This window comes from Sphingobacterium puteale (genome assembly GCF_003627955.1).
Classification (GTDB): Bacteria; Bacteroidota; Bacteroidia; order Sphingobacteriales; family Sphingobacteriaceae; genus Sphingobacterium; species Sphingobacterium puteale.
In genome coordinates this window covers 399,225-424,841 of record NZ_RBWS01000005.1, presented here as the reverse complement: position 1 = coordinate 424,841, position 25,617 = coordinate 399,225, and the positions used below count along the sequence as shown (strand labels likewise).

Genomic DNA, 25,617 nt, shown 5'->3' with positions numbered 1-25,617 from the left:
TTATCGGATTTCTAACAATGTTTTTGCTTCAATTTTTCCATAGGTAGTATCCATCCATACCTTATACTTACCCGGCTTTATTCCTTGAGGAATGTTGATTATTCGTTCATTTTCATTTAAAGTATATGCATATACCTCTTGCCCCCCAATGTAAAATTTAAACTCATTGGACAAGCCTTTACCTTCCAAAATGATTGCGTATTCGCTTGTGATTGTATGTGGGCTGAAATCCGAAATAATAGGCATTTTTATTTCGATGGTTTTCTCTTCGGGGGCATAATACTTTTTGCTATCATAGTATCCATGGTAATAGGTCTTGATTTTATACTGGCCTGGTCTTAGCTGCGGTATTTTGAAGCTCACGAGATTATTTTTCAATTCACTGTTATATACAGCATTTCCGCCGGAAAATTCTAGGTTGTAACCTACTGTATTGTAAAAGTTTCCTGTTAGTTGGGCCGTATCTCCCGAAAAAAATATATTTTGATTGATAGCATCCCAATGTAATTTCTTCACTTCAACTTTCTTTTTGCTGGTGACAGTGGATAATCCGCTTGTCAGTGTAATAGGATATTTTCCGTCTTGGAGATTATCCGGAATAGTCAAATAGGTGCTGTTGCCGCCATTGCCGATATATCCTGTTGCCGCCGAATTGCCCACAAGTATTTTGGAGAATTCATCACCAAAATATTTATAAAAATCAATTCCTTCAGCCTTGATCATGTAGCCTGGATGGGTTGGTGTCATTGCTAATGTAATATTATCTGCTGAAGGTTGTTCGAGTAGGATTTCTTTATCAAAATAAATGCTATCGCGGCCATTGGCATATCCTAGTCGGAAAGTCCCTGTTTTGAGGTTTGCTATTTGTTTGAATAGTAGTTGATTTACAAAGGGAATGCGTTGATCATTGACCAGAAGGAACAGGTTCTGCGCATAATCTTGAGGCAATCCAATACCATTGATCTGGATAACCTCATTAAAAGCAAAACTGTATTTACTCGGCTCGCTGATTTTAGCGACTATTTGTGTTTCGATTAGCTGTTTTGAACTTACATTTTCAACTCCGTTAAGCGGTTTTTGAAGCGTAATCGCCAATTTGTTTCCATGGTAATATCCGGTTTTTGGCAGGGTTACGGCTAAAGTTGTTTTGTTATCTTTTAGCGTAAAAGCTAATCTTTGGTCATCATTTCTGCCGACAGTTAAGTAATAATTTTCCTTAAATTGCTTAAAATTTCCTTTCAACAATAACGTCTCACCAAGATAGGCCAATACAAGCTTGTTGTCTGTGACTTTAATATTGTCCACGTTGAAATGGACAGGTTGACTTTTGTAAAAACCTTTGGCCGTCTTGACATAGAATACATATTGATAGATTAAATCCAGATCAAAAGGTTCTTTTAGGGTCAAAGTAAAGTCCACTGACTTGCCGTTGACCAATTTTTGTTTGCCAGCGGAGATCTCCTGTAAGATAGTACTTCCACCATATTTAGTCTCGGATAAAATGAAGCCTACGTCTAAAATTTCTTCCTTATTTGTAGATTCTATTTCGCCATGCATGGTGACTTGGGAATCTTTCACTTCCGAAGGTGCCATAGCAACTACCGTCATTGGCGTGTTAATAACGACGACTTCCTCTGTTTTCTTACAGGCCGATAGCGCTGCAATGATGGAAACGCCAATTTGTATGTGTCGAATGGTTCTTTTCATAATAACTTTTCTATTGAACTTCGAAATAGTCTGGTGATAACAGAATTGTATTTCCCCAGGCCGCGGCTGAAATCCGCACTTTTCCTTTTGTCTGAAAAGCAGGAATGGTAATCGTGACCTCGTCTACATTTTTTATGAGCGGGTATACTTGCGTATCGCCAACCCGGATCATATGCGCCAGGCCGATTCCCTTTCCTTTGAGCTGTACAACCGTTCCTGGTAGCCCGGTTTTTGGCGATAAACTGTCGAAAGTCATACCTAAGCTTTTAAATGGCAATGCTTTCGGATGCATATACAGGCGCCATCCGGTTTCCGTAAATTCGTTGTACACAATATGGAGTGACTCACTTTCTTGAAAGAATGTCTGGACCTGGAATGTTAATTTACCGTCCCCGCTACATACCACCGGCATTTTAAAGAAATCATCCCCATAAATCGTGTACTCAAATCCTTTGATGAAATTTCCAGTGAGCGTTAGGTAGTCGCCCACATAGCCCTCGCTTTTATCAATAGACGTCCAGTCAAACTTTTTGATCTGTATCGTCTTTGTACTTTCGATATTAAAAAATCCGTTGTCCAGACGTAATTTATATTGCCCTTCCGGAATATTCTTGATCGGTATCGAAATGGTTTCCGTTGGATAATCCCCATTTACCTCCATCTCATTAACCTGATATTTGCCAAAAAAATATTTTGTTTGGTACATATCAAAGAATGAATAGAATGAAAAACCATTGACAATAGCGTGCGTATTGGGGTGCGCTACTGCATTGACAAAATATATATCTGCAGCATTGGGGGACCGGATGATATAATCAGCCGAAAATAATACGTTGTCTCTGCCATTTTTATAGCCAATTTTAAAGCTTTTTCCCACTAGCCCTTTCAGGTCTTTGATAGCAATTTCCCGTGTATAAGGAATAGTAATGTTTCCTATGATTATCTGAAAAGACTTGTCATTATCCCCAGAGTATGGTAAACAGGAACCATAGAATCGTATCAGGTCAGTAAAACCATAGGTCAGTATGGTAGGCGGAACGAGTTTACCTAGTAAACTGATTTGAACCAATTGTCTGTTGAAAGAACCATTTGCTGAATTTTTCTGTAAGTCTATTCTCAGCTTTTTACCATGTTGAGAGCCTTCAACATCCGGGATCTTAAAGGTTAGGCTCTTACCGTCTGGTGCAATTTGATAATCAATTTGTTGGGTTTTATCTAATCTACCATACAATTTGTAGCTACCATCCAGCATTGAAAAACGACCTTTGAGATGCACTACTTCACCTGGCATTCCCAAGATCTCCGAGGGTGATTCTACCTGCATACCGTCCATCTGAAATGAATTCAATGAGCCTTTGAAGAAGCCATTTTTAGTCTTGACATAAAAAGCGTAGGAATAGACTATATTCATGTCAAAATTTTCTTCAGGTTTATAGATGAAAACAACATCTTTATCTGCCATTTTCTTACCTACCGGAATTTCCAACTCAGGCCTGGCATATCCGCTGTTCTCTTTGATACTCAATATAAAACCATATTCTATAATATTGGGAAGCATAGCCATTTCAGCCACCGTTCCATGCAGGACGATAGACGATTCCGTCATTTTTTCAAAGCTTCCGGTGACTGCACTTATTTGGGTGTTCGTGGGAGGCTCCGTCTTATTTTCTTTCTTGCAGGCCGTCAAGATGCAGCATAATATTGCTATTAACTGCACAAATTTTATTGTCCCCGCTTTAGCGTACATTTTCATAAATTTTTTGGTTATAATAATTCAAATGCCTCTTTGCATTCAATCCAATCCGTTTTGTATTGTGCACTGATGCGCACCTTTCCTTTGAAGAAGACATCCCTGGGTATAAATACTTGCGGTTGGTCTATTGTTCCACCCACTGAGATCAAGCGGACACCACCCATAAAAATCGCGCAGTAGCCTAGCCCTTTTCCCTTTAATGTGATAACATCACCAGGCTTAGCCGATTTTGGATATAAATCATCAAAGATAGGAGCGAGGACTTCAACTTGATGTTCGGTGGGGAATACATGCTGTTTGCCATGATCGTCATTGTACATCACCGTAATTTTTACTTTTCCAGGTTTAATGTTGGGGATATCGAGCGTAGCGCTACCATTGGAAACCTGCAAGCTCTCATCTCCCTGGTCCCCTAATCTGGCATAGTAGTGATCTCCCGCAATGAAATTACCCGGAATTTTTATCTGTGCACCATAATATCCTTTTGATGAGCTTGCTCCGGTTATTTTTAGGGACTTTACGACAATTTTTTCTTTACTTTCAAATCTGGCGAAAGGTCCCTCCATAATAAATGGATAGTTTCCATCCGGAAGATCACTGATCGTTATTTTATCATCGCCGTTCCACGTTGGATAGTAACTGGCAGTTTTACCGCCCACACTCATCGTAGGCATAAAACTATAGTTATACGGAATAATACCTGTGACAGGAATCGATCGCCCTGGATGAACAAAAGATCGACGGATAACCAAATCTGTAGATTTTGGGGTATTGAGGGTAATCTTTTTGTCGAAAATAACGGTATCCCGTCCATTATAGTACCCGATTCTGTAGGCCATTTTGGGCTGATCATAGATCATGTCACTCAGTAATAACTCTTGATAATAAGGGAACAGCTTATCACCAATTATGACATAAAATGACGAAGCCCGATCTGGGGGGAGCCCAACTCCCGACAGGCGCAGGTAATCATTGTAATTATAATTATATTGCGTGGGTGGGGTGAGTGTTCCCAATATGCTAACCGATGCTAGACCGATATCGCTATTTAAATTTGTTACGCCTTGGATTGGACTTAGATAGAAACTGAGATTTACGCCATGACGATACCCACCTGGTACCGTAAATGTTATTTTCTTCTTTGTGGCGTCGATGTTATAATCTATTTCTATTGGGCTGTTGTAATCACAACGAAGCTTATAGTTTTCCTTTTTTACATCTTTGAAGTCACCGCTTACTGTGATTGTCTCCCCAGCGGTAGCCAATAGGCCGGTTTGATAGTCTATAAAAACATTTGATAGCTGAAACTTGACGGTTTCTCCATAATAGGTACTTTTGTCCGTTTCGATATAAAATCTATATTCTCCCCGACCAGTTTCGAGGACTTCCGCTGGCGGTTCAATTTTCTTCAGTACTTTACCAATCTGAATGGTAGTTCCCAATGAATATTTTTTTTCTACATCAGAGGTTCCAAAACCAGATTTCAATACGAACCCATGATCCTTTATTTTTTCACTATTGAGATACAATACACGGCCCGCAAACACGATACTCTTCCTGTTGGCAGCATCAACGCCTATAGTTTCTAATTTTAGGGGCTGATTTTCTACTGGAGTGGGTTGTTCGCTCTTTTTGCAACTATAGCAAATCATTAAAATTAAAAAATAGAGAACAAGTGTTTTCCCTTGGGATTTATTCACCTTTCTAGGAGGAGTACTTTTCATTTTTTTTATTTGGCTAAATAAGTAGTCAAAGATATAATTATTTTTTTACCTACAGTATCTTACCTTCCCATTTCCACCATTCACCGAGTTTTCCTGTTCGTTAGTCTAAAGCTGGTAGGCTAGGAGGGTATTGTGTTGTAGTTTTGAGTCAACAAATAAGAACTAAAAACTAACAATCTAAATAAAGACATTATGAAAACGCTAGTAAAAACATTCGCCGCAGCAGTTTTAATTGCAGTATCCACTTTCGCTATGGCCGCAGAGGGACCAGGTTCAAAATCAGCAAAAGCAAATGTTAACCTTTCAACTGCAGACTTCGCCCTTGAGCATTATGTTGCGGTAACAACAGAAGGAGAGTCAGCAGGTGTGGAGCAGTTATTCGCAGAAGATTTTAATCAAAAGATCCAAGCTTCCGATGCACAGTCTAACAGTCGTAGTGAAGTGGTTAAATCCTTGAAAAAACAAAAAGGCGAAAAGCTAAACTGTGTAGTAAGCACGGATATCATCGAGGAATCGGCAGACTATATGGTCGCTAAAGTGACTTTGAAATTTGAGGGCTTCAGCAAGACCGACCTGGTTACCTTTGTACATGAAGGTGACCACTGGAAAGTATCAAGCTCAGTTAACACTTATTAAGTATTTTTTCAAAGTTAGCGGTCAGCCCAATTAGCGCAGGCTGACCGCTAGTGAATCATATGTTTATTTAAGGCCACCTCGTGAGATGTGGCTTTTATTTTTTCGTATTATTGTGAGTTGATAGGTATGCCTACGGAAAAGAGTGTATATAAATAATTGAGATGAAAAAAAATAAAATGCTATGGATTATTATAAAGTATTGTTTGTTTTTATTTTCCCTTTATACTCTTGTAAATCTTTTTACAGGTAAAATTGAGTTTTCTGAAATTCCATCATATGTACTAAGCCTTATAATACGACTTTTTGTTTGCATTTTTATTGCCTTTATTATCCATTTTATTCTCGTTAAACTATTTCGATTTAAATAGATTTTGAGTTGAGTAATATGGCACAATACGATATTAAATGGCTAAATATACCCGCTAGAATAATGGCTTTTGGAAGAAGGTTAGATGATCCACTTTCGCTATGGCAGCTGAAGGACCAGGCTTCAAATCAGCAAAAGCAAACATTAACCTTTCTACAGCAGAATTGGCACTGGATCACTACGTTGCGGTCACTACCGAAGGCGAATCAGCTGGAGTAGAGCAATTGTTCGCTGAAGATTTCAACCAAAAGATCCAATCTTCCAATGCACAATCTCATAGCCGTGATGCAGTGGTTAAATCTCTGAAAAAACAAAAAGGTGAACGTTTGAACTGTGCAGTAAGCACCGATATCATAGAAGAGTCTGCCGATTATATGGTGGCTAAAGTAACATTGAAATTTGAAAACTTCACAAAGGCTGATCTGGTTACCTTAGAGCGCGAAGGCAATAAATGGAAAGTCTCCAAATCAATCAATTCGTATAAATAGTTCCTTATCACTGGTGGTTTGCCGGAAGCAGGAGACAAACCACTAGTGAGTCATATGTTTAATTAAGGCCATGTCGTGAGACGTGGCTTTGTTACGTCAAAAGGGCCTGATTCTCATCAGACCCTTTCTCTTAGCGTTTATCTGTACAGTAATTTTTATGTTTCCTATCGTTTCCTCTTTTTTGTTTCGTTATCCAATGTTTTAAAGACAATTGGATTTTCACTGTACGACGCCAATTTTTATGTTGGTCCTTTCTTTTGAAAGGTAGCTAATAGCCATTTGGTATAGTGAGAACAGCCGCTGATTTAAAATAGTTTTATTACTCCTCCAATTCTTTATACATTGCTGATGAATCTGACTTTAATTTTTTTCTCCGCAATGCCAGTACATAGCCGATTAAGCCTAAAACATTCGCGATAATTGCTGCTAAAATGATCACAAAAATCCACCCAATTATTCCAAGCTTATAAATATCTTTCTCAAATCCGCCAACGTTAGCCTCAAGTAAAAGCGATAATATAAACCCTATAGTTGCATCATAGAGCGCTAATTTGGTGACTGATGACAACGTTGTTTTTAGATTCTGTTTGCGTGCAATTAAATATGACATACCAATATATACAGTTACTGATGGAATTGAGAACCATCCATAGTCAATATTGAGCCATCGCGAGAGCAATGAACCTATTACATCTAATAATGTGACAATAAATATCCCTTGTTCTAAAATTTTTTTATGAGATTTTTCTATTTGTATTTCGGGGCTTTCCATTAAGATTAATAATTAGTAAAGCAAAGATAACAAATTTCGATGTGTCGTATATATTCACTTTTTCAAATCAAAAGTTGTAATGAATTTGTTCTAATTTATTGGATTGGCAGGCGAACAGTGCAACTGAAAATAGGATATATAGTTATATTTCTGATCATTATATGTGTTTTAAACAAAATGTGTTTACTCTGATAAATTTTTTAATATTTCATAAATAGTGGATGAGCTTGGGCTTGGCGCATTACTGTTAATAATTTCGCCGTCCTTACCAATGATTAAGTACCTGGGAATACCCTGGATATTGAACTTAGCTGCTATTAAATTATATTGGTCCTTTGACAGCAAGATATGCTTCCCTTTCAATCCTAATCTATCTATTGTTGATTTCCATGTACCTTCCTGTGTATTAACAGCCAAAAATAAAAAGGTTATATTTTTAGCATCCAATTTTACCTGGAGTTCTTTCGAAAAAGGCATTTCATTTAAACAGGGTTCACACCAAGGGGCCCATAGGTCTATGTATATAATATTTCCCTTATACTTTTGAATAATATCGTTGAAACTTGTTTCGGACTCAATCTGCTCAATATCGCCTTTCTCTTTTGGGACGGTCGCTTTATTGGTCTCCATAAGGTTTTTAAGTATATTTCTTAAAAGTGGTGTTTTCACTCTTTGATCAGAATATATTTTATTAAAATCTTCTGGCATCGTGCGGAATAGATCCGTAAAAAATTTAGTATACAAATAATCTTTGATTAACCCCGGTGTTGTACTTTCGAAAAGTTCAGAATATATTTTGAATAAGCCCTGGATTCCATTCTGTTCGTAAGCTTGCATAGCATTTTCAGTCCATGATTCTGATTGGGAACGAAGAAGAAAATTTGCATATTCTTCCAGGTACATCGTGAAATAGAGAGAAAATATCTGTGGGTTTTTGTGGTTAAATGTATTGATACTATTGATATACTCTTCTGGGATATTAAATGTTTTCAAATTTATATTATTTTTGGTGGGATGGTACCAAGTATAATACAAAAGATCATGAGATGATTCATATGATATGTAATTATATGCCCATTCATTAAAAGTCTGATTATAAGTGTTGTTTTTGATGAAACTTTCAAGAAACTCGCGATATTTACCCTCTCGATACTTAATATAGTCTAAGTAATCTTTGGGTTCTTTCTGGACAAGATTTTTGTAGTAATTATCATACTGAAATTCTTTTGCTGGGAGCTGATTGAAGAATTTTATAACCAATTCATTTGTTTCCTTTTGAAATGGTGAAATTACTTTTACAAAGTATTCATTGTTATCCCTTATTTTCTTTTTGTCAGTCAAAATTCCACCGGCAATTTCTATTTCAAATTGTTTTTCAGGTATACATAACAATGTCGCTATTTCACCGTACTCTACGGTAAAGTTTTGGGTATAGCTAATAGGTAATTTGAAATGAAATTTACCTTTAGAGTCAATTGGGACAGTCACTTTTCCAATTTCATTAAAAAAGCCAGGAAAGTTAAAGGTAATTGTGCGTTGTTCGTTATCGTAATTTTTAATTGTACCCGAGAAATTAGTTTCGTTTATATTTTTTTTAAATCCATAAGAAGTTTGGCAAAAAAAAAGTAGAATTAATAAAAATACCGATTTACTATTTAATATATTAAGAAGCATAAGGTTAAATAACTGGTTTCTTTTCAATTTTTATTATAGATTTGAGATACTCACTGGAAAGTTCCGGTATCTCTTTACTAGGTAAAAATACATTATTTAATTCGAATTTATTGTCTAGTGTGAAAAAGTAAGGGAAGTGATATGTTTCGATAGGTATATTAAGTGCGCCTTCGTCAATAACATAGATATTCTCATTAATTTTATATTCATCCAAAAAGATTCTCAAAGAGCGTGTATCCTGATAACTGGCTAACATGAAAACAGGAGAATTATATTTTTTCAGTAATTTTAGCTGTTCAATAATACATTGTTTACATGAAAACTCAGAAAACCTAATTTTGTCGCACTATTCTTCAAAAGATCTTTCAATATAATTTTATCTCCGGTGATTGTTTCCAATTGAATATTTTGATTTATGGGTTTCCCTGTGTTCTGTACCTGAATTGTAAGTACCCCATTTTCCGACGGCTGGGATTGGACTTTTCTAATTTACGTTACTAATTGATTTATTTGTTGTTGGTGTCTAATATTTTTTGATAATTCTGTTGGTGTAAGATTCCCAAGACCTTCATGGGGTCTTTTGTTATTATATTCATCCATCCATGCCTGGGTATGTTCTCTTACTTCTGACAAGTTGAAAAATAAATAAGCATCCAAATTTCTTTGCGATAACTTCGGTTGAACCGTTCGATGTAACCGTTCTGCATAGGCTTACCGGGCTGGATAAATTGAATAGCGATGCCTTGGTCCTTACACCAGAGCTCAAAATGATGACTGGTGAATTCAGGACCATTATCTACGCGTAGACAGAGCGGTTTGCCCCGCCAGTCTATGATTTGTTCAAATATTCATTTGTTAAGCTGTAAAGCACAAACTTCACCTCCCCATTTCCGCCATTCACCGAGTTTTCCTGATCGTTGGTCTAAAGCCCATAGGCTATGGGCGTATTGTGTTGTAGTTTTGAATCAACAAATAAGAACAAAACAACTAACACAATAAAATAAAGACATTATGAAAGCATTAGTAAAAACATTCGCAGCAGCAGCCTTGATCGCAGTATCTACATTCACTATGGCCGCTGAAGGATCAGGTTCCAAATCAGTAAAAGCAAACGTTAACCTTTCCACAGCAGACTTCGCACTAGACCATTATGTTGCGATAACAACCGAAGGCGAGTCAGCAGGAGTAGAGCAATTATTTGCTAAAGATTTTAGTCAGAAGGCAAATGCAACTACCAATAGCCGTTATGAGATTATCAAATTCTTTAAAAAGCAAAAAGGCGAGAAGCTGAACTGTGCTGTAAGTACCGATATTATCGAAGAGTCTGCAGATTATATGATTGCCAAAGTAACTTTAAAATTTGAAAACTTTACCAAGACCGATCTTGTGACGTTGGTCCGCGAAGGTAATGACTGGAAGGTGTCGAAATCAATCAATTCCTATAAATAACATTCAATAACTAGTGGTCAGCTAGGTCATTCCAAAAGCTGACCACTAGTGAATCATATATTTATTTAAGGCCACGTCGTAAGATGTGGCTTTTACTCTAAAAATTTATCAAGTGTGTTTTTAGTAATATTCTCACTTAATGATTTCAGAATTTTACCTGTTTCATCTAGCATAACGAAATATGGCGTTTTTTTTGAATGTGTATAATAAGCTTGGATATTTCGGTTTTTGGCGCCTCGATTGTCAGCGTTTTTTACAAAATTTGAATCTTGTTGCAGTTCCTTTGTGGTCAGTTTACTTCGGTCGTCAATAAGGATGGCTTTAAAAACAAATTTACTGCGGATATAATTTATCATTTTATCATCACTTAGATACATTAGTTCAGCCTCCAGCCTCCTGCTTGTGATATCGGTCCAACCGGAAAAATAGAGAATGACCCTCTTATTTTGTTCTTTAGCTTTCTGTATCACCTCCGAAAGAGTGCTGTCCTGGTTATCATCCCAAAGTATTTTTTTATGTTGTTTTGGAGGAGCCATTAGCTTTTGCTGGTTTTTAAAAATGGCCCAAGCTTGGTAATAAGTTATCTCGCCGATTTTATTTTCCTTCATAAACCTATAAAAGGCATCCAGTTCCCCTTTGTCGATTGCTGATTTGTCCGTTTCAAAAATATCAAGAAATAATAAACTGTCCTTTGACCATTCTTTCAGATTAACCGGACGTGATCTTAATGCCTTGTTGGCAATATGGAATTTCAATAAGGTAGGGTATTCAGGTGACACTTTGAACTCTTTTATTTTATTGAATACCTCGCTATAAGTAATCAGCTTGTTTGGGTCTTGCATTGAAGGAGTTATCAATGTATTAAATACTCCGGGCAAAGATGTTGCAATTTCTAGTGCGACAGAGTCGAGTCCGCATGCTGTGAGCTTGGAGAAATCTTTGATTAAGCTGTCTAATTCAGCCGGAGAATAACTTTGATTCCCAAATTTTTTCTTTAATAGTGACGCACATTTAATCTGAGCTGTACCATAATTGAACGATAAGAAGCTGATTATGATCAAAAGGAATAATTTTAACATGGCTTAATTTATGGTTTAGTCTCCGTTTTTAATAGCATTTATTATCTCAAACAGATTTACCTCTTAATGAATATACACCTATTATTGCTTAATTCATAATCTGATTCAAGCTATATTTTCATAATTCATTGGAGGACACGATTGTTTGGTGAAAACAAAGACTGCTAGGGGCTGCTATAATTTTTGTCGGAAAATAAAGCTTTTCGGCCTAGACAGTATTAATCTGCTTACAAAGTTTAATGGCAACACCAGTCATCGCAATCTGTTATCTGTTTTTGTTTAATTAATTAAATTTTCCTATCTTAAAATTATAAACAGTTCGGTCAGATCATTGACTGATCATTAAGCTATATTTTTTGATTATAAACTGATGATATCTTGCAGCAGCGCTGTAGGAATCATTAGCTATTTAACCGTTATCCATATGAACCTAGAGTCAACAGATCAACATTCCGTGTTACAGGTATTTCTCAGTGATACACCAGAGGCTCCAAAACCAAATGCTAAATTTAATTTATCAGATCAGGGCACCATTGTGCATTTTCAAGAACATATTTTTGGCGATTCTACCGTCAAATGTCATTACCTCTATGGCAAAAATATTACCGGTTGCTTCTCCGGCTGTTTTATCGTAAATGAAAAAGAAATCTACACTATTCCCGCACAGCCCATTGTTACTTTTCATATCCAAGTGTCTGGTAGCTGCGTTGCTAGATTTGCCAATGAGCAGGAGCAGAGCCCTTTTGCTGAGAGGCAATGTCGTCTATTTTGGCAGAATGGTCACATCATGGCCTATGAGCCAGCAGAGACAGAGTCGGATTATTTAGACTTTTATATCCGGCCCAGCCATTTGCGGGATATGGCAGACCGTTACCCGATATTGAGGAAATTTGCAATGGATGTTGCTACATAAATGCAAAGTTCGCTGGATTTTTTTGTTGGGAATGTTGATGGACAATTATTGAACTCCATTGATGATCTCTTGTTTGAAGTTAAGAACTATCAGGTAAGTGACCAGCGTTTTACCCATCTGTGCGAATGTCTCCTGCTCCAATGCCTGGATATTCCCGTTAGCGTACAACCTCCACCCGCAGATGCAATCAAACGGACTTTTGATAGCGCTTTCGCTCATTTGGAAGATGATGTATTTTCAGAGGAACAAAAAAATTGCTTAAGGATCATTGCGCGCTGTTACAATAGAAATCAGCTGATAGAAAATTTTTACGAGGCCAAACGAGAATATCTACGTCTCAAGCAGAGCCGTGCCAAGAGTAAAGCACTTGAGAAGGAAGTCAGAGCATGTTATCATCGGGTTATGGGCGAATCGGCGGATCGGCTGGCCGAGGCCTACTTTTGGATGGCAGAGCAGCTGGATGAGCAGATGAAAAGATTTAGCCTGGCCGAAGGTGAGAAACAAACCGTGGCCGAGGCGATTATTACGGTCTGCGATCAATCCTTTGAGCTGTGTACGCCCGGTGCAGCTCAGCTCGAGTTTTATACCAGTTATACCAATCAGCCCTATGCCGGAGATCTGGGACTGGAGGAATTTGGCCGGATACTGAATATGGTCGTCCCCAATCTGGATCTACCCCTGGACAAACTGGACGAAAGTAAAGAGGGAGGGGCGATCATGGACCAATACCTACAAGACCATCTCGGGTTTACACCCTTATCGCATTTTACAGAAAAGGGCGAAAGGGACAAACCTCCAAAAGTGGTTGAGCTTTATCATACGCTTATGCAGCGTATGACCGATGAGCTTACGATTACCGATACCGGTGATATCCAAAAGAGCGATCTAATCCGCATTCTGGATCATGCTTATCAGCAGAACGATGTGAATATGCTGTTGATGTTTGAGATCGACCACCTCACAGATCAGGAGGATTACGTTAAAAGTCAAAAGTTTAATAAAATATGTGTATGGCTGATGATGCTGGATGAAGCCAACGAAAACTGGTATGATGAGTCCTACAGCGGCAGGCAGGATGAGCTATTCGGCTATTTAACGCATGTTTATATGCGTTCAGGCAATAATATAAATGCTGTGGAGCATAAAGTCAGGAAAACCAAGGACATCTATGACAGGATGGTGCCGGCACTTCTGGAGGTTGGCTATGCCATGGAATCTGATAGCAAGAACATGTTTATGCTGTTGGCAGAATCATTGATTGTCGCCGCTCAAGATCCTTTTGAGGAGGGGGAGATGTAAATATGAAAAGAAAAAAGAAAACCAAAGCTCCAGTCAATTCCAGTAAAGAGACACGAGAAAGATATCAGGCCTCTACAAAGTCGATGAAGCTACTTTTCGAAAAAATGGTCGGTCCGGGTTATTTTGAGATGCTTCCCCCAAAGCTATTGGCACAGTTTTTTGAAAAACGCTATCCGGCGCTAAAGATTATCGTTGATGAAGACGTTATTGCGGACGCTCAGACTAGGGACGGTTACCGGGCAAGTATAACCAGCTTTATAAAAAAATACACGTTGACCCTACCAACGGGCGAAGAGATCTCCATTCCAACTTTTTTCACGGATTTGGCGCTAATTGTTCATTTTGTGCAGTTCGTTTCTAACCACTGTATTAAAGAACATGTCAAGATGAGGGCTGCTTTTGCGCCCTACTTCACCTCCGGAGACTGGCTGTTACAGACGAAGAACCATATTTTCAATGTCTTGAGTTTTACGAATGAGCAGTTTTACGATCCCGTTAAAGGTACCTTGCAGTTTGATGTATCCGACCTGGCACTGACTAAGCCCGGCGGGAGAAATCAGATCCGTTTGCGGCGGCTGAAAAACAAATTAGATAAGCAGGAGATCGATGGTATCACTCGACCAATTGTGGCCATCGGCGACGCCTCGGTTTTCGTAGGCGACTGGACGCAATGGATACAGTTCGATCCGGCGCGGTTCGGTATCACCCATATTTCCGATACAGAAGCCAAACCACTCTATATACAGCACCATGCACTCAATCGTTTTGAGGAGCGCAGCTATAGTCCCAAAGGCTACGTACAGGTTTATCTTGCTAAGACTTTTATTCACGGTAAACCGGAGGTAATTGTCTATCGTGGACAGGTACTCATCGCCTGTTATTGTGCCAGGCACAAGATCGGCTATTTTCTGGTGAGCTATCACGGTGATAAATGGGTGATACGTACCTTTCTTTTTCTGACGAATGAAGGTACTCCCGAAGGCACAAAGCTCAAAGAGCTCGTGGGCTTGGAAAAAGAAGACGCAAAATATCTAATGATAGACCGTGTCACTGCATTTTTGGATTATGATATTGAGCATGATCAACGACTCCGTACGCTGTTTGAAACTGCCGGCTGCGGTTCCCTTTTCGGGTATATCAAGCTTTTTGTACGACCGGAAGACAATGTGAAAAACAGTGCATCCATCGCTAATTATCTTTTTGGTAAAGCAGATGATTTCGACGAGTTTATACAGATTTGATAAGAAGAAAGCTATATTTCTAAAAAAAATCTCAGGAATTTGATTTTGAGCGAGGAAAAGATCCTACAATCTGAAATTTACTGTATTTTCAATTAGAAAAGGAATGTTTAGTTAAGGAAAATCAAAACAGCTTAAAGAATTAGTGTCAGCTCATGAAGATTTGGTCGATCTCAATATTGCATTTGATGCATTGCCATTTTTGACAATGCATCAATATTTAAAAAAGCTGGTATTTTACCTGAAATACAAGGCGTATTTGATAAATTTATTGAGATTAGTCCGCTATATACAAATAACTTTCAATAAAGAGAGATATCTGATATTAAAAGATCATGTATTCCGTTATAAGCCCTATCAGAAAACAAAAAAGCGGGGATAATGTTATCCACGCTTCCGGAGTATATGCTTGCCTATTCCCCTGACATCTTTTCTTTCTTAACATTTTGCCCCGTGAGGCATCAGTTCTATGATCTTTTTGAACGGTAATAACTCCGCCGGCCACTCGTCGGTGACCTAAATCCTGGGCTCGTTGAATAAACGACTAACAATAGATTTATTACTTCTGATTGCGTCGAAACCAATGTTGGAGTTGAAGACCTGCGTACAGGACCTTTAAAAACCAATATATAATTTTCAAAAAGCCTAAAATTGAAATAGACATTTGATGCAAAGATAGTTTTTTATTGTATTAAAATAAAAACTTTGTTTGATTATTAACACATTGGTAGATAATATTCCTATTCGAAAAATACCCTAAATGGGGTATTGAATAGCGATGTAAAAATGGTTTTATTTGATTAAAAATATTGGCCATGAAAACATTGAAAATAATCATATTACTGTTAGCTTACGTATTTAATACGACAATAACAAATGGACAGTCGGCAATGACCACTGCGAAGGAGAGTTTGAAAACTTGGTACTCATTGTTGAAGAGCGGAAATGTCCAAACAATTGACGGGAAATATAATTTACAACGGTATTCGATTTCATTGGACAGCGTCGCCACTCTGACAGGGAAGAATGCTGATTTTGAAACAGCCAAATCTGTTTTTAAAATTCAAGGGAAAATAAAATATAAACTTAATCAGGGTTATTATGAATTTTCAGGAGATGGAATAGAAGCGGTAACTAGTGAGCAATCTGGAAAAACGACAAAGTCAACTATTCTCTTCCGAATTGGTAATTTCACGAAGGTTAAAGCCGACAGCCTAGTGTTTTTATTCGATAAAATCACGAAAGATTTGAAACTGGCTGACGCGGAAGCTAAAGAGATGGAGGCTCAAAAAGAACGTAATGAAATTAAAAGCAAAGCCGACAAAAAAGTATTTTATGATAAAGTCAAAGCGGTTGATATCAACAGATACTTTTTTAATTTAACATTGCCGAACACCAAGGATAAAAGTTTTGCAACGTATACATTTTATGAAAACCCACTGATGGTTGGAGATGCCTATTACTCAGGTTTTAAGTTTACACCTACAATTGATGGATATCTCTATTGGTATTTCCATACCTTTGAAAAGGGAGAAGACAGTTTTTATCTGCTAGATAGTGATAGAAATGTTGACGATATAGACGTTTCCTACTTTAATAAAATGGCTCTTTTCAAAGATGAGGATAATAAATCATCGTGGGTGATTCAAAAATCTGCAGAGAAGTTAAAAAAAGGTAAAACCTATGTGCTTTGGTTCAAAGCAAAGTCCAAGATACCACCACATAAGAAGAAGATATTTGCTGCGATTGAAGCTTCCAATAGTGCTATGCTAAGTGAATATTTCAACGCTCAATTTGATGAAATTGTAGGTGATTTTTAATAGATCTAAAGTATAAAAAAGACAATTTCAAAATATCCTAAATGAGGTATTTTCCAAGGTTTGTAAGATTAGGGAAGTGCCTTTCCAATAAATTAGATATCCAGGTATTCTTCCTGTGTAAAAGCTAGCCTTAAATGAAAATTTTGATTTTATCAATTACGAAAATTTGTTATTCGGGGATGAGTTTAAATAACTTTTGTTGGGGTTGTGTTCGTACCTCCTTCGGAAAGCCTTCTGGGCGGAACAAGTATGGATCTATTGTTGCACAGTCTCTGGACAGTTTTTCCCTGTTCAAAGACTGGTCAGGGTCTGTATGTCGCCTGTACATCATTTGTTGATGATTCGAACGTGGTACGAATCTGATACGAACCAGGCTCACCTCCCCATTCCCACCATTCACCGAGTTTTCCTGTCCGTTAGTCTAAAGTCGATAGGCTAGGAGCGTATTGTGTTGTAGTTTTGAGTCAACAAATAAGAACAGATAAAAAACTAACACAATAAAATAAAGACATTATGAAAACTCTAGTAAAAACATTCGCAGCAGCAGCCTTAATCGCAGTATCCACTTTCGCTATGGCAGCTGAAGGACCAGGCTTCAAATCAGCAAAAGCAAACATTAACTTTTCTACCGCAGATTTCGCCCTTGAACACTATGTTGCGGTCACAACCGAAGGAGAATCGGCAGGCGTAGAGCAGCTGTTTGCTGAAGATTTCAGCCAGAAGGCTAATGAAGCTGCCAATGGACGTAGCGCGGTTGTTAAATTCTTTAAAAAACAAAAAGGAGAGTAGCTGGACTGTAAAGTGACCACCGATATCATCGAAGAGTCGGCCGACTACATGGTCGCTAAAGTGACTATGAGGTTCGAAAATTTCACCAAGACCGACCTCGTGACTTTGGTGCGCGAAGGCGACAGCTGGGAAGTGTCCAAGTCGATCCATTCCTATAAATAACTGAGCCTTTAGTCAAATATATAAATGTTGTAGAGCCACATCGCGAGATGTGGCTTTTTATTTGGATAGCCGGTGGTTATTATCAAAGCAGCATGCGTTAAAAACAGTTAATCACCTTGCTAAATGTTTAGTTTTATAATATTTTTATTTTAAAACTAATTGAAAGTGAGTAGACTAAGGTTGTTGTTGCTATTGCTCTTTATCGCAAATTTATCTTCTGCACAAGATCTGAAAGGCACGATTAAAGATAGGCATTCGGGTGATATTCTTATAGGTGTTTCGATCAAATTAGCTTCGCGCAATATCTATTCCGATGCCTATGGCAAATTTATATTGTCAGACATTAAGCTTGGAGATACAATCACCTTTTCTTCAATCGGATATCGCGAGGAAAAATATATAGTTGGTAATAGCAACCTTGATAATTTGGTTATATATATGGAGCGAACAACAATTTTGTTGGATGAAGTCAAGATCAATCCTTTAAGAAATTATAAGGCTGATTCCTTAAAGTTTCGGGAAGAATTTGCCAAGACCTTCAATTATAGCAAGCCCAAATTTAAAGACATTTTCATCACCAAAAGCTATTCTTCAAATGTCCCGAGACACCCTAATCAAGCTAGCAATAGTACGGCCTCGCTGATTAGTGTTGATGTGCTTTCTGTAATTTCTATGTTAGGAAAAAAACGTAATCCCCAATCCAAGCTACAACAGAAATTAATAAAGGAAGAAGAAGAGCAATATCTTGATAACACCTTTTCAAAGCGTATGGTTCAAAATTTGACGGGCCTTAAAGGTGACTCCCTACAAACTTTCATGCAGTTGTACCGTCCGAATATTGACACAGTAAAATACATGTCCGACTATGATATTATCCTGTACATCAAAAAGAGTTATCAAGAATATATCAAGCCTTAAGTAGCCTTATCGTCTGAACTACTCTTTTTTTGTTTTGATAATGTCATGACTACTATTGCTATTTGGGATATGAGCATAATTGAAAGCCCACGAGTAAAAGAATCAGCGCCTCCATTTATACAGCGAAAAAATATCCATGATACCTCAAAAACCATTAGGCAGCACATTAGTTTTCTAAAGATTGATTCCATGATTTTTCGAATTGGCAACTTTTTCCTACAAATCTCTCTTATACCAATTTAAGCAAATAAATACTGTATTGCAAAATTTAAAAAAGAGAACTTTGCCATGAGTGGTCCATTAACCTCCCCATTCCCGTCATTCACCGAGTTTTCCTGATCGTTGATCTAAAGCCCATAGGCTAGGGGCCTATTGTGTTGTAGTTTTGAATCAACAAATAAGAACAAAAAAACTAACACAACAAAATAAAGACATTATGAAAACACTAGTAAAAACATTCGCAGCAGCAGCATTAATCGCAGTATCAACATTCGCTATGGCCGCTAACGGACCAGGATCAAAAGCAGCAAAAGCAAGCGTAAACCTTACTACAGCAGATTTCGCACTGGACCATTATGTAGCGGTCACTACTGAGGGCGAATCGGCGGGAGTAGAGCAGTTATTCGCCGAAGATTTCAACCAAAAGATCCAAGCTTTCAATGCACAAAACCATAGCCGTGAAGAAGTCATCAAATCCTTAAAAAAACAAAAAGGTGAGAAACTAAACTGTACAGTAAGCACAGACATCATAGAAGAATCAGCAGACTACATGGTGGCTAAGGTGACTCTAAAATTTGAGAACTTCACCAAGACAGATGTGGTTACCTTAGCGCGCGAGGGCAATGACTGGAAAGTGTCCAAATCAATCAACTCATATAAATAAGAGCCATCTCAAATAAATATATAAATGTTGTAAAGCCACATCGAGAGATGTGGCTTTTTTACGTCAAAAGGGCCTGATTCTCATCAGACCCTTTCTCTTAGCGTTTATCTGTACAGTAATTTTTATGTTTCTTATCGTTTCCTCTTTTTTGTTTCGTCATCCAATGTTTTTAAAGACAATTGGATTTTCACTGCACTACGCCAATTTTTATGTTGATCCTTTCTCTAGAAAGGTAACTAATAGCCGTTTTATATAGTAAGAACAATAGTCAATTTGAAATAGTTTTATTGGAGTAAATTATTTTTGATAACTTGAATTGGCTTATTAAATGGACAATGACTTATATCATCAAAAACTTTTGGTACTACTTTCGGCATGTCCTGCTTTGAAGGTAAATTTGCCGTCGAACTGCATATTTTCCGGTGAGCAATGAGACGATCATTAATAGTCATTGTAAATATCGTTATAACAAGGGTAACTAATTTAAGTACTGGAAAATTATGGTAAATAAAAGTGTGATCAAAAAGCTTTCAGACAACGAACTCGAAAAGTATATAAAACCAGGTAGTAGGTCAGTAGCGGATGCTGTTCAATATGCTTATGAGATTCTTAAAGATAGGGGGCGAGATTTTGCTCCAGCTGAATCAGAGCAGATCGAAGCGCTGATTAATCAGAAGCGAGAAGCAGAGTTTGCGGAGGAGAATTCTTGGGATGAGGGAGCTACAACTGATGAAGATGCTATCAAACTATATAAAAATAGCGCGATATTATTTTTTTGCCTGTTTTTTGGAGTTATTTTCGGCGCTGTGCTCCAAGCTTTAAATTTCCTAAGAATAAAAGATATCAAGGGGGCTGTTGTCTCTTTGTTATTTGCAATAGGCTACACTCTGTTACAGATTTATATTATCGATTATATAGGTGGAAACTATATGGACATCACTGATAGTAGTTTTTATATCAGGCTGTTTTTTTCAGGTATTGGAGTAGTCGGCTTATCTCTTATTCGCGGGCTTATGTTTCCGAAAGATCTTAAATATAGAAGCAGGTCTACAGTAGTCCCGGTCGTGGTATCATTTTTAATATTGGCTACTATTTTTATAATGTACACAACAGGCTGATCTTAGTGAAAAGTAAACATGCAAATGAAATCAATTCCATACGATAAGAACGGAATGATTGGAGGCTTCCTGACAAACTGATGGCTTTCAATCCCGCCCTACTTAGAAATATAAAGGGCATGATAAATGACCAAAATATTATGGCGACAATAAATTGATAATCTGTATTTTGGTTCGCTTGAAGTGCCAAAATAAATCTTGGTACACAAATTATGATAATTAGAAATAAACCAAACTTCCAGTTGAAATTGAGAAAACTTTTCCCAAAGCTTCTTAAAATAAAATTGCATTCTTTCACCTCCCCATTCCCACCATTCACCGAGTTTTCCTGTCCGTTAGTCTAAAGTCGATAGGCTAGGAGCGTATTGTGTTGTAGTTTTGAATCAACAAATAAGAACAGATAAAAAACTAACACAATAAAATAAAGACATTATGAAAGCATTAGTAAAAACATTCGCAGCAGCAGCTTTAATCGCAGTATCCACTTTCGCTATGGCCGCTGAAGGACTAGGTTCCAAATCAGCAAAAGCAAACGTTAACCTTTCTACAGCAGACTTTGCCCTTGACCATTATGTTGCGGTCACAACTGCAGGTGAATCAACAGGAGTAGAGCAACTATTTGCAGAAGATTTCAATCAAAACGTTCAAGCTTCCAATACAAAGACCAACAGCCGTGGTGAAGTCGTTAAATACTTGAAAAAGCAAAAAGGCGAAAAGCTGAACTGTACAGTAACTACCGATATCATCGAGGAGTCAGCAGACTATATGGTGGCTAAAGTGACCTTGAAATTTGAGAGCTTTACCAAGACTGACTTGGTTACGTTGGAGCGTGTGGGGAATGAATGGAAAGTCTCCAAATCAATCAATTCGTATAAATAAGAGCCATCCCTTACAAATATATAAGTTGTGAAGCCACGTCGAGAGATGTGGCTTTTTGTTTATTTTAAATAGGATATAGATATGTCCTTCCTCAAGGGTTCTTTATAAAATGTATGTTGGCGGGCGAACAGCATAAGGCATTCCATACAGTTTGCAAGTGTTTTTACAGACGAAGCAATTGTCTCTACACTGTGGAGAGAATTGCAAAGCGGATACGGCGCGACGTTTTCCGAGAAAAGTCTGCGAAGGATAATGCAGGTGCTATCTATTTGAGCTCTAAAAGTTTGGTTAACCTTTATCAATGCGTTTAATAAAATTGTTCCAGTAGGATAAGATGTTTGTTTTGCCTACAGGGTTTTGAGAGTGACATAATACCTGGGGCAAAACCGGATGTTCCTGCTCAAGAATAAAATCCGCGATATACTTCACAGCATCATAACCCGACTCTGCTTCTGTGTTGTCAAGATTTACTCCCAGGTCATGATCAAAAGAGATAATTGAGGGAATCCCGTTCTGGGATATATAAGCCACAAAATCCTGATAACTACGAATAACGGTCCAATCGGTTAGAAGATATTGGTCTATTTCTTCCTTCGATATATAGTAAGTCAGATCCGATGGTATTCTTATATCATCCAAAAATACACCTTTCGTATTATGCCCCATTGATTTCCGTAATTTCCTATTTAAATATAACTTATTTGAAGCGTTATTTCGAATGATAGCTTTCTAAAACTATGTTCGTTTATTTGTTTCACCCGTGTCTTGGATATACCCCTAAATAGTGCAGGCCTATGAGAAAGATTAGTAAAAAAGTAATAGCAAGAGCTAAAATAGCCATGCTAATCACAGCTTTCCTTTCAACAGCTCATACAAGGACGCGTTGATAAATTGAATAGCCTTAACTTTCTTCTTACCGTAGTCCGCATGATTATGACCAAAAACATGGTACTTTGGTGATCTTTCCAATACAAACTCACGGATTTCCGTGCTGCCATAGCCATTGTCCAAGATACCCGATGGCGGATAGTGCGAAACCATAATATCAATTTGTACCTCTGATTCCATGTGGTGAAAAAAAGGGAAGCCACTTATGCCCATGAGCTGGATATCATTTATCCTTATCGAACTGTCGTTTAGCCAGTGGATTCCTTCGGGTACCAATTTTTTGCTTCGTAGCGGTTCCAGTTCAAAGGGTAGGTCATGATTTCCATGCACAAATATTTTGTGCGGTATGGGAAGTCCTGCATACCACACAAAAAAATCCGATAGCTGATCCATATCACCCGCGTCGCAGATATCGCCACAATGGATGACAATATCGATCCCCACAGCAATATCCAGCTGACGATGCATCCCATGCGTGTCCGACAACAAGAGTACGTTTTGCCCTTTTAACTTAATGATATGCATATTGACCGAAATTTAGGATTGTCGATGTAATGATTTACGATATTCCTCTTTCATCCTGTCAGCCAGACTTTGAGGAGCAATGACACTGACTTCGGCACCTACCGAAAGCAGCTCCATCACAAAATCATGCGTGATGTAGATGTTGAGCTTTACACGCAGCTCCTCCTCATTGTCAGCCAGTATTTCCTGTGTATGATGCAAAGGCAATGACCTGATATATTTGCCCTGAAAAGCAGAATAGGAGAGGATCACTTCTTCGATTTGCTGGTCTTCACGCGGAAGTATAATACCAAAACTATGCTCGAAGAGCGTTTCAGGATCTACTTTGAGAGCCCTGAATTTTCCAGCTTTCACCACTTCCAGTGCTAAGATCCTATCCAGGGGAAAGATCCTGAGACTATCCTTGTCCAGATCCTGCCCAATGACATACCAGCGGTTGCGCACTTCTTTTAGGAGGATGGGAAATAATCTTCGGTGCTCTACCTCCGTTTCATAGTACTTGCGGTAATCGAAATAGAGTACAAGGTCATTATGTATCGCCTGTACAATATCTCCCAGATATTCTGTCCCCCTTGGCTTGCGCTGTTCAAAGACGATTTTCTTTGAGCCATTATCTCCCAGACGCATCAGGTTGAATATGTCAAAAGCATCCAGTGCCCGCTCCGATTCCTCGGTGTCGTGCTGGATAAAGTATTGTTTTTTTGAACGGTCGCTTTCGATCGAGATTCTATAAAGTACCCTGATATCATCAATGTCGCGTTGAAACTGACGTTGGCTGATCGTGTGGAAGTCATCACCAATAAATGTTGATTCGTACTGTAACATCTGGTCAATCTCCGGCCAGGAAAGCGGTCTGTGACGCAATTTGTTGATAATTAACTTGTGGCGTAATATGGTGTTTCTTACTGACATAAATAAGCTTTTGACAAAGATAGATTTAGGAAGCGACAAAATACGTCGTCTTGTCCAGGGGGAGAAAAAAAATATTTTTTTCGAGATAGCGACACCCTTTGACCGCCCCTGAGCCTAAGTTTGGACCAAACAAAATTATTTTATGGAAAAAGAAACGAATCAACAGAATATCTCGTCGCGTGAGCAATGGATTTTGGCCAATAGTGGAACTGGTATTACGACCGAATTATGGAAAGCAACCCGATCATTTATCAAAGTCGCGTCTCTGGCCGTTGCAGCTTTTAGTGCAAGCTTTCACGTGATGCCCGATCATAGCTATCGGATATTCCCGAAAGAACGGCTATCCTTTGCCTATACGGTGATAGCATCATCAGATGTAGATCGTCTGATCGATCGGTACAATGAAGCCGCGGGAATGGAGCGTACGTTGATCCGTCAGGAATATATTTATCAGCGGCTGGATGAATTAGGTATTATCATTCCGAAGGAACAAGATGGAGAATAAATATCGTGAAATCTTGTCGGCTTTGGATCTGGTCAGTATAGGGTTTGAGGCTTTTAATCTATTGGTTCAAATCAAGGGTATGTACCCCCACCTTCGTGTAGGTTACATCTATTATGCAGCATTGGATTGTCTGTCTGATTGGCACGGAAACCCTATAGTTGATAATTTCACATTTATTCCATTGATGACCGATGCGGTTCCCATTTATAACGGAATAAGCTATCGCGTATGTTCTATCGATGTCAATACCATACATGCACATTTGGAGGTTTTTGCTGATCATACAGTGCTCTTTGGTACCATGCATGATCCTATTTTGGTCAAATTGCTCGATTTCTACCAATTCAGCCGAAAACGCCTGATCTTGCGTAGACCATTGAAACTGGAAGGGAGTAGTGCAAAGCCTTATATCGATAAATATTTAAGATTTTCCAAGACATGGGATCACGTCACCGTATTGGACAGCCACAAGGTGATCCGATATTTAAATCGTTTGGATAGTCTTTTGACCCTTCCCGAAGTAGGAGAAGAAATAGAGCAATTGTGGCTCAAATTGATTCTTGAGGAATTAGATCTTCCCATTTTGCCTGAGATTGTCAGCCCCAGATTGCCTGAAAGATCTTGTTTGTTCGTTAATCTCTGATAGCGACCTACTTTGGCGTTATAGCCGGATATATTTGATGAAGTTCAATAAAATCGTTACGCTATTTTATTGTACAACGAGTGAAATTGCTTTTTAACTACGCAAATATTTATTAATTTAACACAATCATATTATTCTCATGAGCCTATTTTTAATTACTGTAAAATCACGTCTGGCAGCGAATCTGACCGTCATGGAAAAAGGAATGACAGTGGAAGTATCCTGCCGCGATTCCGAATTATATGCCAACGGCTGTCCCCATGTCAAGGAAGCTTTTATGCGCAAATATGGTATCGATCTGCTGAAATTGGGTGGTCCCAATGCGATATGGAACTATTTTGATATTAAAAAGATCTCTTAACTAATCTGGAAAAGAAGGAGAACAGTTTTTGTAACAGCATATGTTTATGCCATTCATATAAAATTAAGATATTTTGCTGATCGGATCTATCCAATATAAAATATGAGGAACCCTG

At 38.1% G+C, this 25,617-nt stretch carries 24 protein-coding genes and 1 pseudogene; 15 read left to right on the top strand and 10 right to left on the bottom strand.

Annotated elements, in window-relative coordinates:
* Genes D7322_RS07300 through D7322_RS07290 form a run of 3 tightly spaced genes read right to left on the bottom strand, consistent with a single transcriptional unit; the run spans nt 1 to nt 5,184 of the window.
* Nucleotides 1–1,707, bottom strand: a complete 1,707-nt coding sequence (locus D7322_RS07300) for an IPT/TIG domain-containing protein (RefSeq protein WP_121122730.1) — start codon at nt 1,705–1,707, stop codon at nt 1–3.
* 10 nt (nt 1,708–1,717) lie between these two features.
* Nucleotides 1,718–3,460, bottom strand: coding sequence for a hypothetical protein (locus D7322_RS07295; RefSeq protein ID WP_121122728.1), 1,743 nt, complete (start codon nt 3,458–3,460; stop codon nt 1,718–1,720).
* Between the two features lie 11 nt (nt 3,461–3,471).
* Nucleotides 3,472–5,184 (bottom strand): hypothetical protein, encoded by a 1,713-nt coding sequence (locus D7322_RS07290; protein ID WP_121122726.1) that lies wholly within the window; start codon nt 5,182–5,184, stop codon nt 3,472–3,474.
* A 192-nt stretch (nt 5,185–5,376) separates the two neighbouring features.
* Between D7322_RS07290 and D7322_RS07285 the strand changes: the two genes are divergently transcribed.
* Both D7322_RS07285 and D7322_RS07280 read left to right on the top strand, forming a co-directional pair.
* Nucleotides 5,377–5,820, top strand: a complete 444-nt coding sequence (locus D7322_RS07285) for a nuclear transport factor 2 family protein (RefSeq protein ID WP_121122724.1) — start codon at nt 5,377–5,379, stop codon at nt 5,818–5,820.
* A gap of 468 nt (nt 5,821–6,288) precedes the next feature.
* Nucleotides 6,289–6,675 carry a nuclear transport factor 2 family protein gene (locus D7322_RS07280; protein WP_121122722.1) on the top strand — a complete coding sequence of 129 codons (387 nt, stop codon included), beginning with the start codon at nt 6,289–6,291 and terminating at the stop codon, nt 6,673–6,675.
* Between the two features lie 319 nt (nt 6,676–6,994).
* On the opposite strand, the gene D7322_RS07275 is transcribed toward D7322_RS07280, so the two are convergent.
* From D7322_RS07275 to D7322_RS29235, 3 genes and pseudogenes are all read right to left on the bottom strand, one after another.
* Nucleotides 6,995–7,447, bottom strand: a complete 453-nt coding sequence (locus D7322_RS07275; RefSeq protein ID WP_121122720.1) for a hypothetical protein — start codon at nt 7,445–7,447, stop codon at nt 6,995–6,997.
* A gap of 183 nt (nt 7,448–7,630) precedes the next feature.
* Entirely contained in the window at nt 7,631–8,935 is a 1,305-nt protein-coding gene (locus tag D7322_RS07270) for a TlpA family protein disulfide reductase (protein WP_183078631.1), read from the bottom strand.
* 675 nt (nt 8,936–9,610) lie between these two features.
* Nucleotides 9,611–9,954 (bottom strand): annotated as a pseudogene (locus D7322_RS29235) (integrase core domain-containing protein).
* A gap of 178 nt (nt 9,955–10,132) precedes the next feature.
* Between D7322_RS29235 and D7322_RS07250 the strand changes: the two are divergent.
* A complete protein-coding gene (locus tag D7322_RS07250; protein ID WP_121122711.1) occupies nt 10,133–10,570 on the top strand; it encodes a nuclear transport factor 2 family protein in 438 nt (145 codons plus the stop codon).
* A 92-nt stretch (nt 10,571–10,662) separates the two neighbouring features.
* Here D7322_RS07250 and D7322_RS07245 read toward each other — a convergent pair whose 3' ends face one another.
* On the bottom strand, nt 10,663–11,649 hold the full coding sequence (locus D7322_RS07245; RefSeq protein ID WP_121122709.1) for a thioredoxin domain-containing protein: 987 nt from the start codon (nt 11,647–11,649) through the stop codon (nt 10,663–10,665).
* 424 nt (nt 11,650–12,073) lie between these two features.
* Between D7322_RS07245 and D7322_RS07240 the strand changes: the two genes are divergently transcribed.
* The 9 genes from D7322_RS07240 to D7322_RS07190 all read left to right on the top strand — a co-directional run bounded on the left by D7322_RS07240 (nt 12,074) and on the right by D7322_RS07190 (nt 21,668).
* Nucleotides 12,074–12,562 (top strand): hypothetical protein, encoded by a 489-nt coding sequence (locus tag D7322_RS07240; protein WP_147430322.1) that lies wholly within the window; start codon nt 12,074–12,076, stop codon nt 12,560–12,562.
* Complete coding sequence (locus D7322_RS07235) at nt 12,563–13,861, top strand: hypothetical protein (protein ID WP_121122705.1); 1,299 nt, start codon at nt 12,563–12,565, stop codon at nt 13,859–13,861.
* 2 nt (nt 13,862–13,863) lie between these two features.
* Nucleotides 13,864–15,102 carry a hypothetical protein gene (locus D7322_RS07230; protein WP_121122703.1) on the top strand — a complete coding sequence of 413 codons (1,239 nt, stop codon included), beginning with the start codon at nt 13,864–13,866 and terminating at the stop codon, nt 15,100–15,102.
* An 812-nt stretch (nt 15,103–15,914) separates the two neighbouring features.
* Nucleotides 15,915–16,919, top strand: a complete 1,005-nt coding sequence (locus tag D7322_RS07220; RefSeq protein WP_108635546.1) for a hypothetical protein — start codon at nt 15,915–15,917, stop codon at nt 16,917–16,919.
* A 513-nt stretch (nt 16,920–17,432) separates the two neighbouring features.
* Entirely contained in the window at nt 17,433–17,708 is a 276-nt protein-coding gene (locus D7322_RS07215) for a hypothetical protein (protein WP_147430320.1), read from the top strand.
* Between the two features lie 327 nt (nt 17,709–18,035).
* The gene (locus D7322_RS07210; RefSeq protein ID WP_181390625.1) at nt 18,036–18,788 is read left to right on the top strand and encodes a carboxypeptidase-like regulatory domain-containing protein; all 753 of its coding nucleotides are present in this window, start codon (nt 18,036–18,038) and stop codon (nt 18,786–18,788) included.
* A gap of 436 nt (nt 18,789–19,224) precedes the next feature.
* The gene (locus D7322_RS07200; protein ID WP_147430318.1) at nt 19,225–19,671 is read left to right on the top strand and encodes a nuclear transport factor 2 family protein; all 447 of its coding nucleotides are present in this window, start codon (nt 19,225–19,227) and stop codon (nt 19,669–19,671) included.
* A 500-nt stretch (nt 19,672–20,171) separates the two neighbouring features.
* Complete coding sequence (locus D7322_RS07195; RefSeq protein WP_121122697.1) at nt 20,172–20,789, top strand: hypothetical protein; 618 nt, start codon at nt 20,172–20,174, stop codon at nt 20,787–20,789.
* Between the two features lie 432 nt (nt 20,790–21,221).
* Entirely contained in the window at nt 21,222–21,668 is a 447-nt protein-coding gene (locus tag D7322_RS07190) for a nuclear transport factor 2 family protein (RefSeq protein WP_121122695.1), read from the top strand.
* A gap of 288 nt (nt 21,669–21,956) precedes the next feature.
* On the opposite strand, the gene D7322_RS07185 is transcribed toward D7322_RS07190, so the two are convergent.
* The 3 genes from D7322_RS07185 to D7322_RS07175 all read right to left on the bottom strand — a co-directional run bounded on the left by D7322_RS07185 (nt 21,957) and on the right by D7322_RS07175 (nt 23,993).
* Nucleotides 21,957–22,334 (bottom strand): cyclic-phosphate processing receiver domain-containing protein, encoded by a 378-nt coding sequence (locus tag D7322_RS07185; protein WP_220700029.1) that lies wholly within the window; start codon nt 22,332–22,334, stop codon nt 21,957–21,959.
* A gap of 180 nt (nt 22,335–22,514) precedes the next feature.
* A complete protein-coding gene (locus tag D7322_RS07180; RefSeq protein WP_121122693.1) occupies nt 22,515–23,081 on the bottom strand; it encodes a metallophosphoesterase family protein in 567 nt (188 codons plus the stop codon).
* Between the two features lie 12 nt (nt 23,082–23,093).
* Nucleotides 23,094–23,993, bottom strand: coding sequence for a helix-turn-helix transcriptional regulator (locus D7322_RS07175; protein ID WP_121122691.1), 900 nt, complete (start codon nt 23,991–23,993; stop codon nt 23,094–23,096).
* 142 nt (nt 23,994–24,135) lie between these two features.
* On the opposite strand from D7322_RS07175, the gene D7322_RS07170 reads away from it, so the two are divergent.
* The 3 genes from D7322_RS07170 to D7322_RS07160 all read left to right on the top strand — a co-directional run bounded on the left by D7322_RS07170 (nt 24,136) and on the right by D7322_RS07160 (nt 25,502).
* The gene (locus D7322_RS07170) at nt 24,136–24,498 is read left to right on the top strand and encodes a hypothetical protein (protein ID WP_121122689.1); all 363 of its coding nucleotides are present in this window, start codon (nt 24,136–24,138) and stop codon (nt 24,496–24,498) included.
* Nucleotides 24,488–25,141: a hypothetical protein gene (locus D7322_RS07165; RefSeq protein WP_121122687.1), complete on the top strand. Its 654-nt coding sequence runs from the start codon at nt 24,488–24,490 to the stop codon at nt 25,139–25,141. Before D7322_RS07170 ends, D7322_RS07165 begins: the two co-directional genes overlap by 11 nt.
* A 139-nt stretch (nt 25,142–25,280) precedes the next feature.
* Complete coding sequence (locus D7322_RS07160) at nt 25,281–25,502, top strand: DUF6140 family protein (protein WP_108635557.1); 222 nt, start codon at nt 25,281–25,283, stop codon at nt 25,500–25,502.
* Nucleotides 25,503–25,617 lie beyond the last annotated feature (115 nt).

Coding starts and splice junctions, on each gene's coding strand:
- D7322_RS07280 (WP_121122722.1), top strand. CDS start 6,289: ATGGCAGCTGAAGGACCAGGCTTCAAATCAGCAAAAGCAAACATTAAC.
- D7322_RS07190 (WP_121122695.1), top strand. CDS start 21,222: ATGAAAGCATTAGTAAAAACATTCGCAGCAGCAGCTTTAATCGCAGTA.
- D7322_RS07180 (WP_121122693.1), bottom strand. CDS start 23,081: ATGCATATCATTAAGTTAAAAGGGCAAAACGTACTCTTGTTGTCGGAC.
- D7322_RS07200 (WP_147430318.1), top strand. CDS start 19,225: ATGAAAACACTAGTAAAAACATTCGCAGCAGCAGCATTAATCGCAGTA.
- D7322_RS07230 (WP_121122703.1), top strand. CDS start 13,864: ATGAAAAGAAAAAAGAAAACCAAAGCTCCAGTCAATTCCAGTAAAGAG.
- D7322_RS07275 (WP_121122720.1), bottom strand. CDS start 7,447: ATGGAAAGCCCCGAAATACAAATAGAAAAATCTCATAAAAAAATTTTA.
- D7322_RS07245 (WP_121122709.1), bottom strand. CDS start 11,649: ATGTTAAAATTATTCCTTTTGATCATAATCAGCTTCTTATCGTTCAAT.
- D7322_RS07220 (WP_108635546.1), top strand. CDS start 15,915: ATGAAAACATTGAAAATAATCATATTACTGTTAGCTTACGTATTTAAT.
- D7322_RS07185 (WP_220700029.1), bottom strand. CDS start 22,334: ATGGGGCATAATACGAAAGGTGTATTTTTGGATGATATAAGAATACCA.
- D7322_RS07175 (WP_121122691.1), bottom strand. CDS start 23,993: ATGTCAGTAAGAAACACCATATTACGCCACAAGTTAATTATCAACAAA.
- D7322_RS07250 (WP_121122711.1), top strand. CDS start 10,133: ATGAAAGCATTAGTAAAAACATTCGCAGCAGCAGCCTTGATCGCAGTA.
- D7322_RS07300 (WP_121122730.1), bottom strand. CDS start 1,707: ATGAAAAGAACCATTCGACACATACAAATTGGCGTTTCCATCATTGCA.
- D7322_RS07290 (WP_121122726.1), bottom strand. CDS start 5,184: ATGAAAAGTACTCCTCCTAGAAAGGTGAATAAATCCCAAGGGAAAACA.
- D7322_RS07285 (WP_121122724.1), top strand. CDS start 5,377: ATGAAAACGCTAGTAAAAACATTCGCCGCAGCAGTTTTAATTGCAGTA.
- D7322_RS07240 (WP_147430322.1), top strand. CDS start 12,074: ATGAACCTAGAGTCAACAGATCAACATTCCGTGTTACAGGTATTTCTC.
- D7322_RS07295 (WP_121122728.1), bottom strand. CDS start 3,460: ATGAAAATGTACGCTAAAGCGGGGACAATAAAATTTGTGCAGTTAATA.
- D7322_RS07170 (WP_121122689.1), top strand. CDS start 24,136: ATGGAAAAAGAAACGAATCAACAGAATATCTCGTCGCGTGAGCAATGG.
- D7322_RS07215 (WP_147430320.1), top strand. CDS start 17,433: ATGAAAACTCTAGTAAAAACATTCGCAGCAGCAGCCTTAATCGCAGTA.
- D7322_RS07195 (WP_121122697.1), top strand. CDS start 20,172: ATGGTAAATAAAAGTGTGATCAAAAAGCTTTCAGACAACGAACTCGAA.
- D7322_RS07165 (WP_121122687.1), top strand. CDS start 24,488: ATGGAGAATAAATATCGTGAAATCTTGTCGGCTTTGGATCTGGTCAGT.
- D7322_RS07235 (WP_121122705.1), top strand. CDS start 12,563: ATGCAAAGTTCGCTGGATTTTTTTGTTGGGAATGTTGATGGACAATTA.
- D7322_RS07160 (WP_108635557.1), top strand. CDS start 25,281: ATGAGCCTATTTTTAATTACTGTAAAATCACGTCTGGCAGCGAATCTG.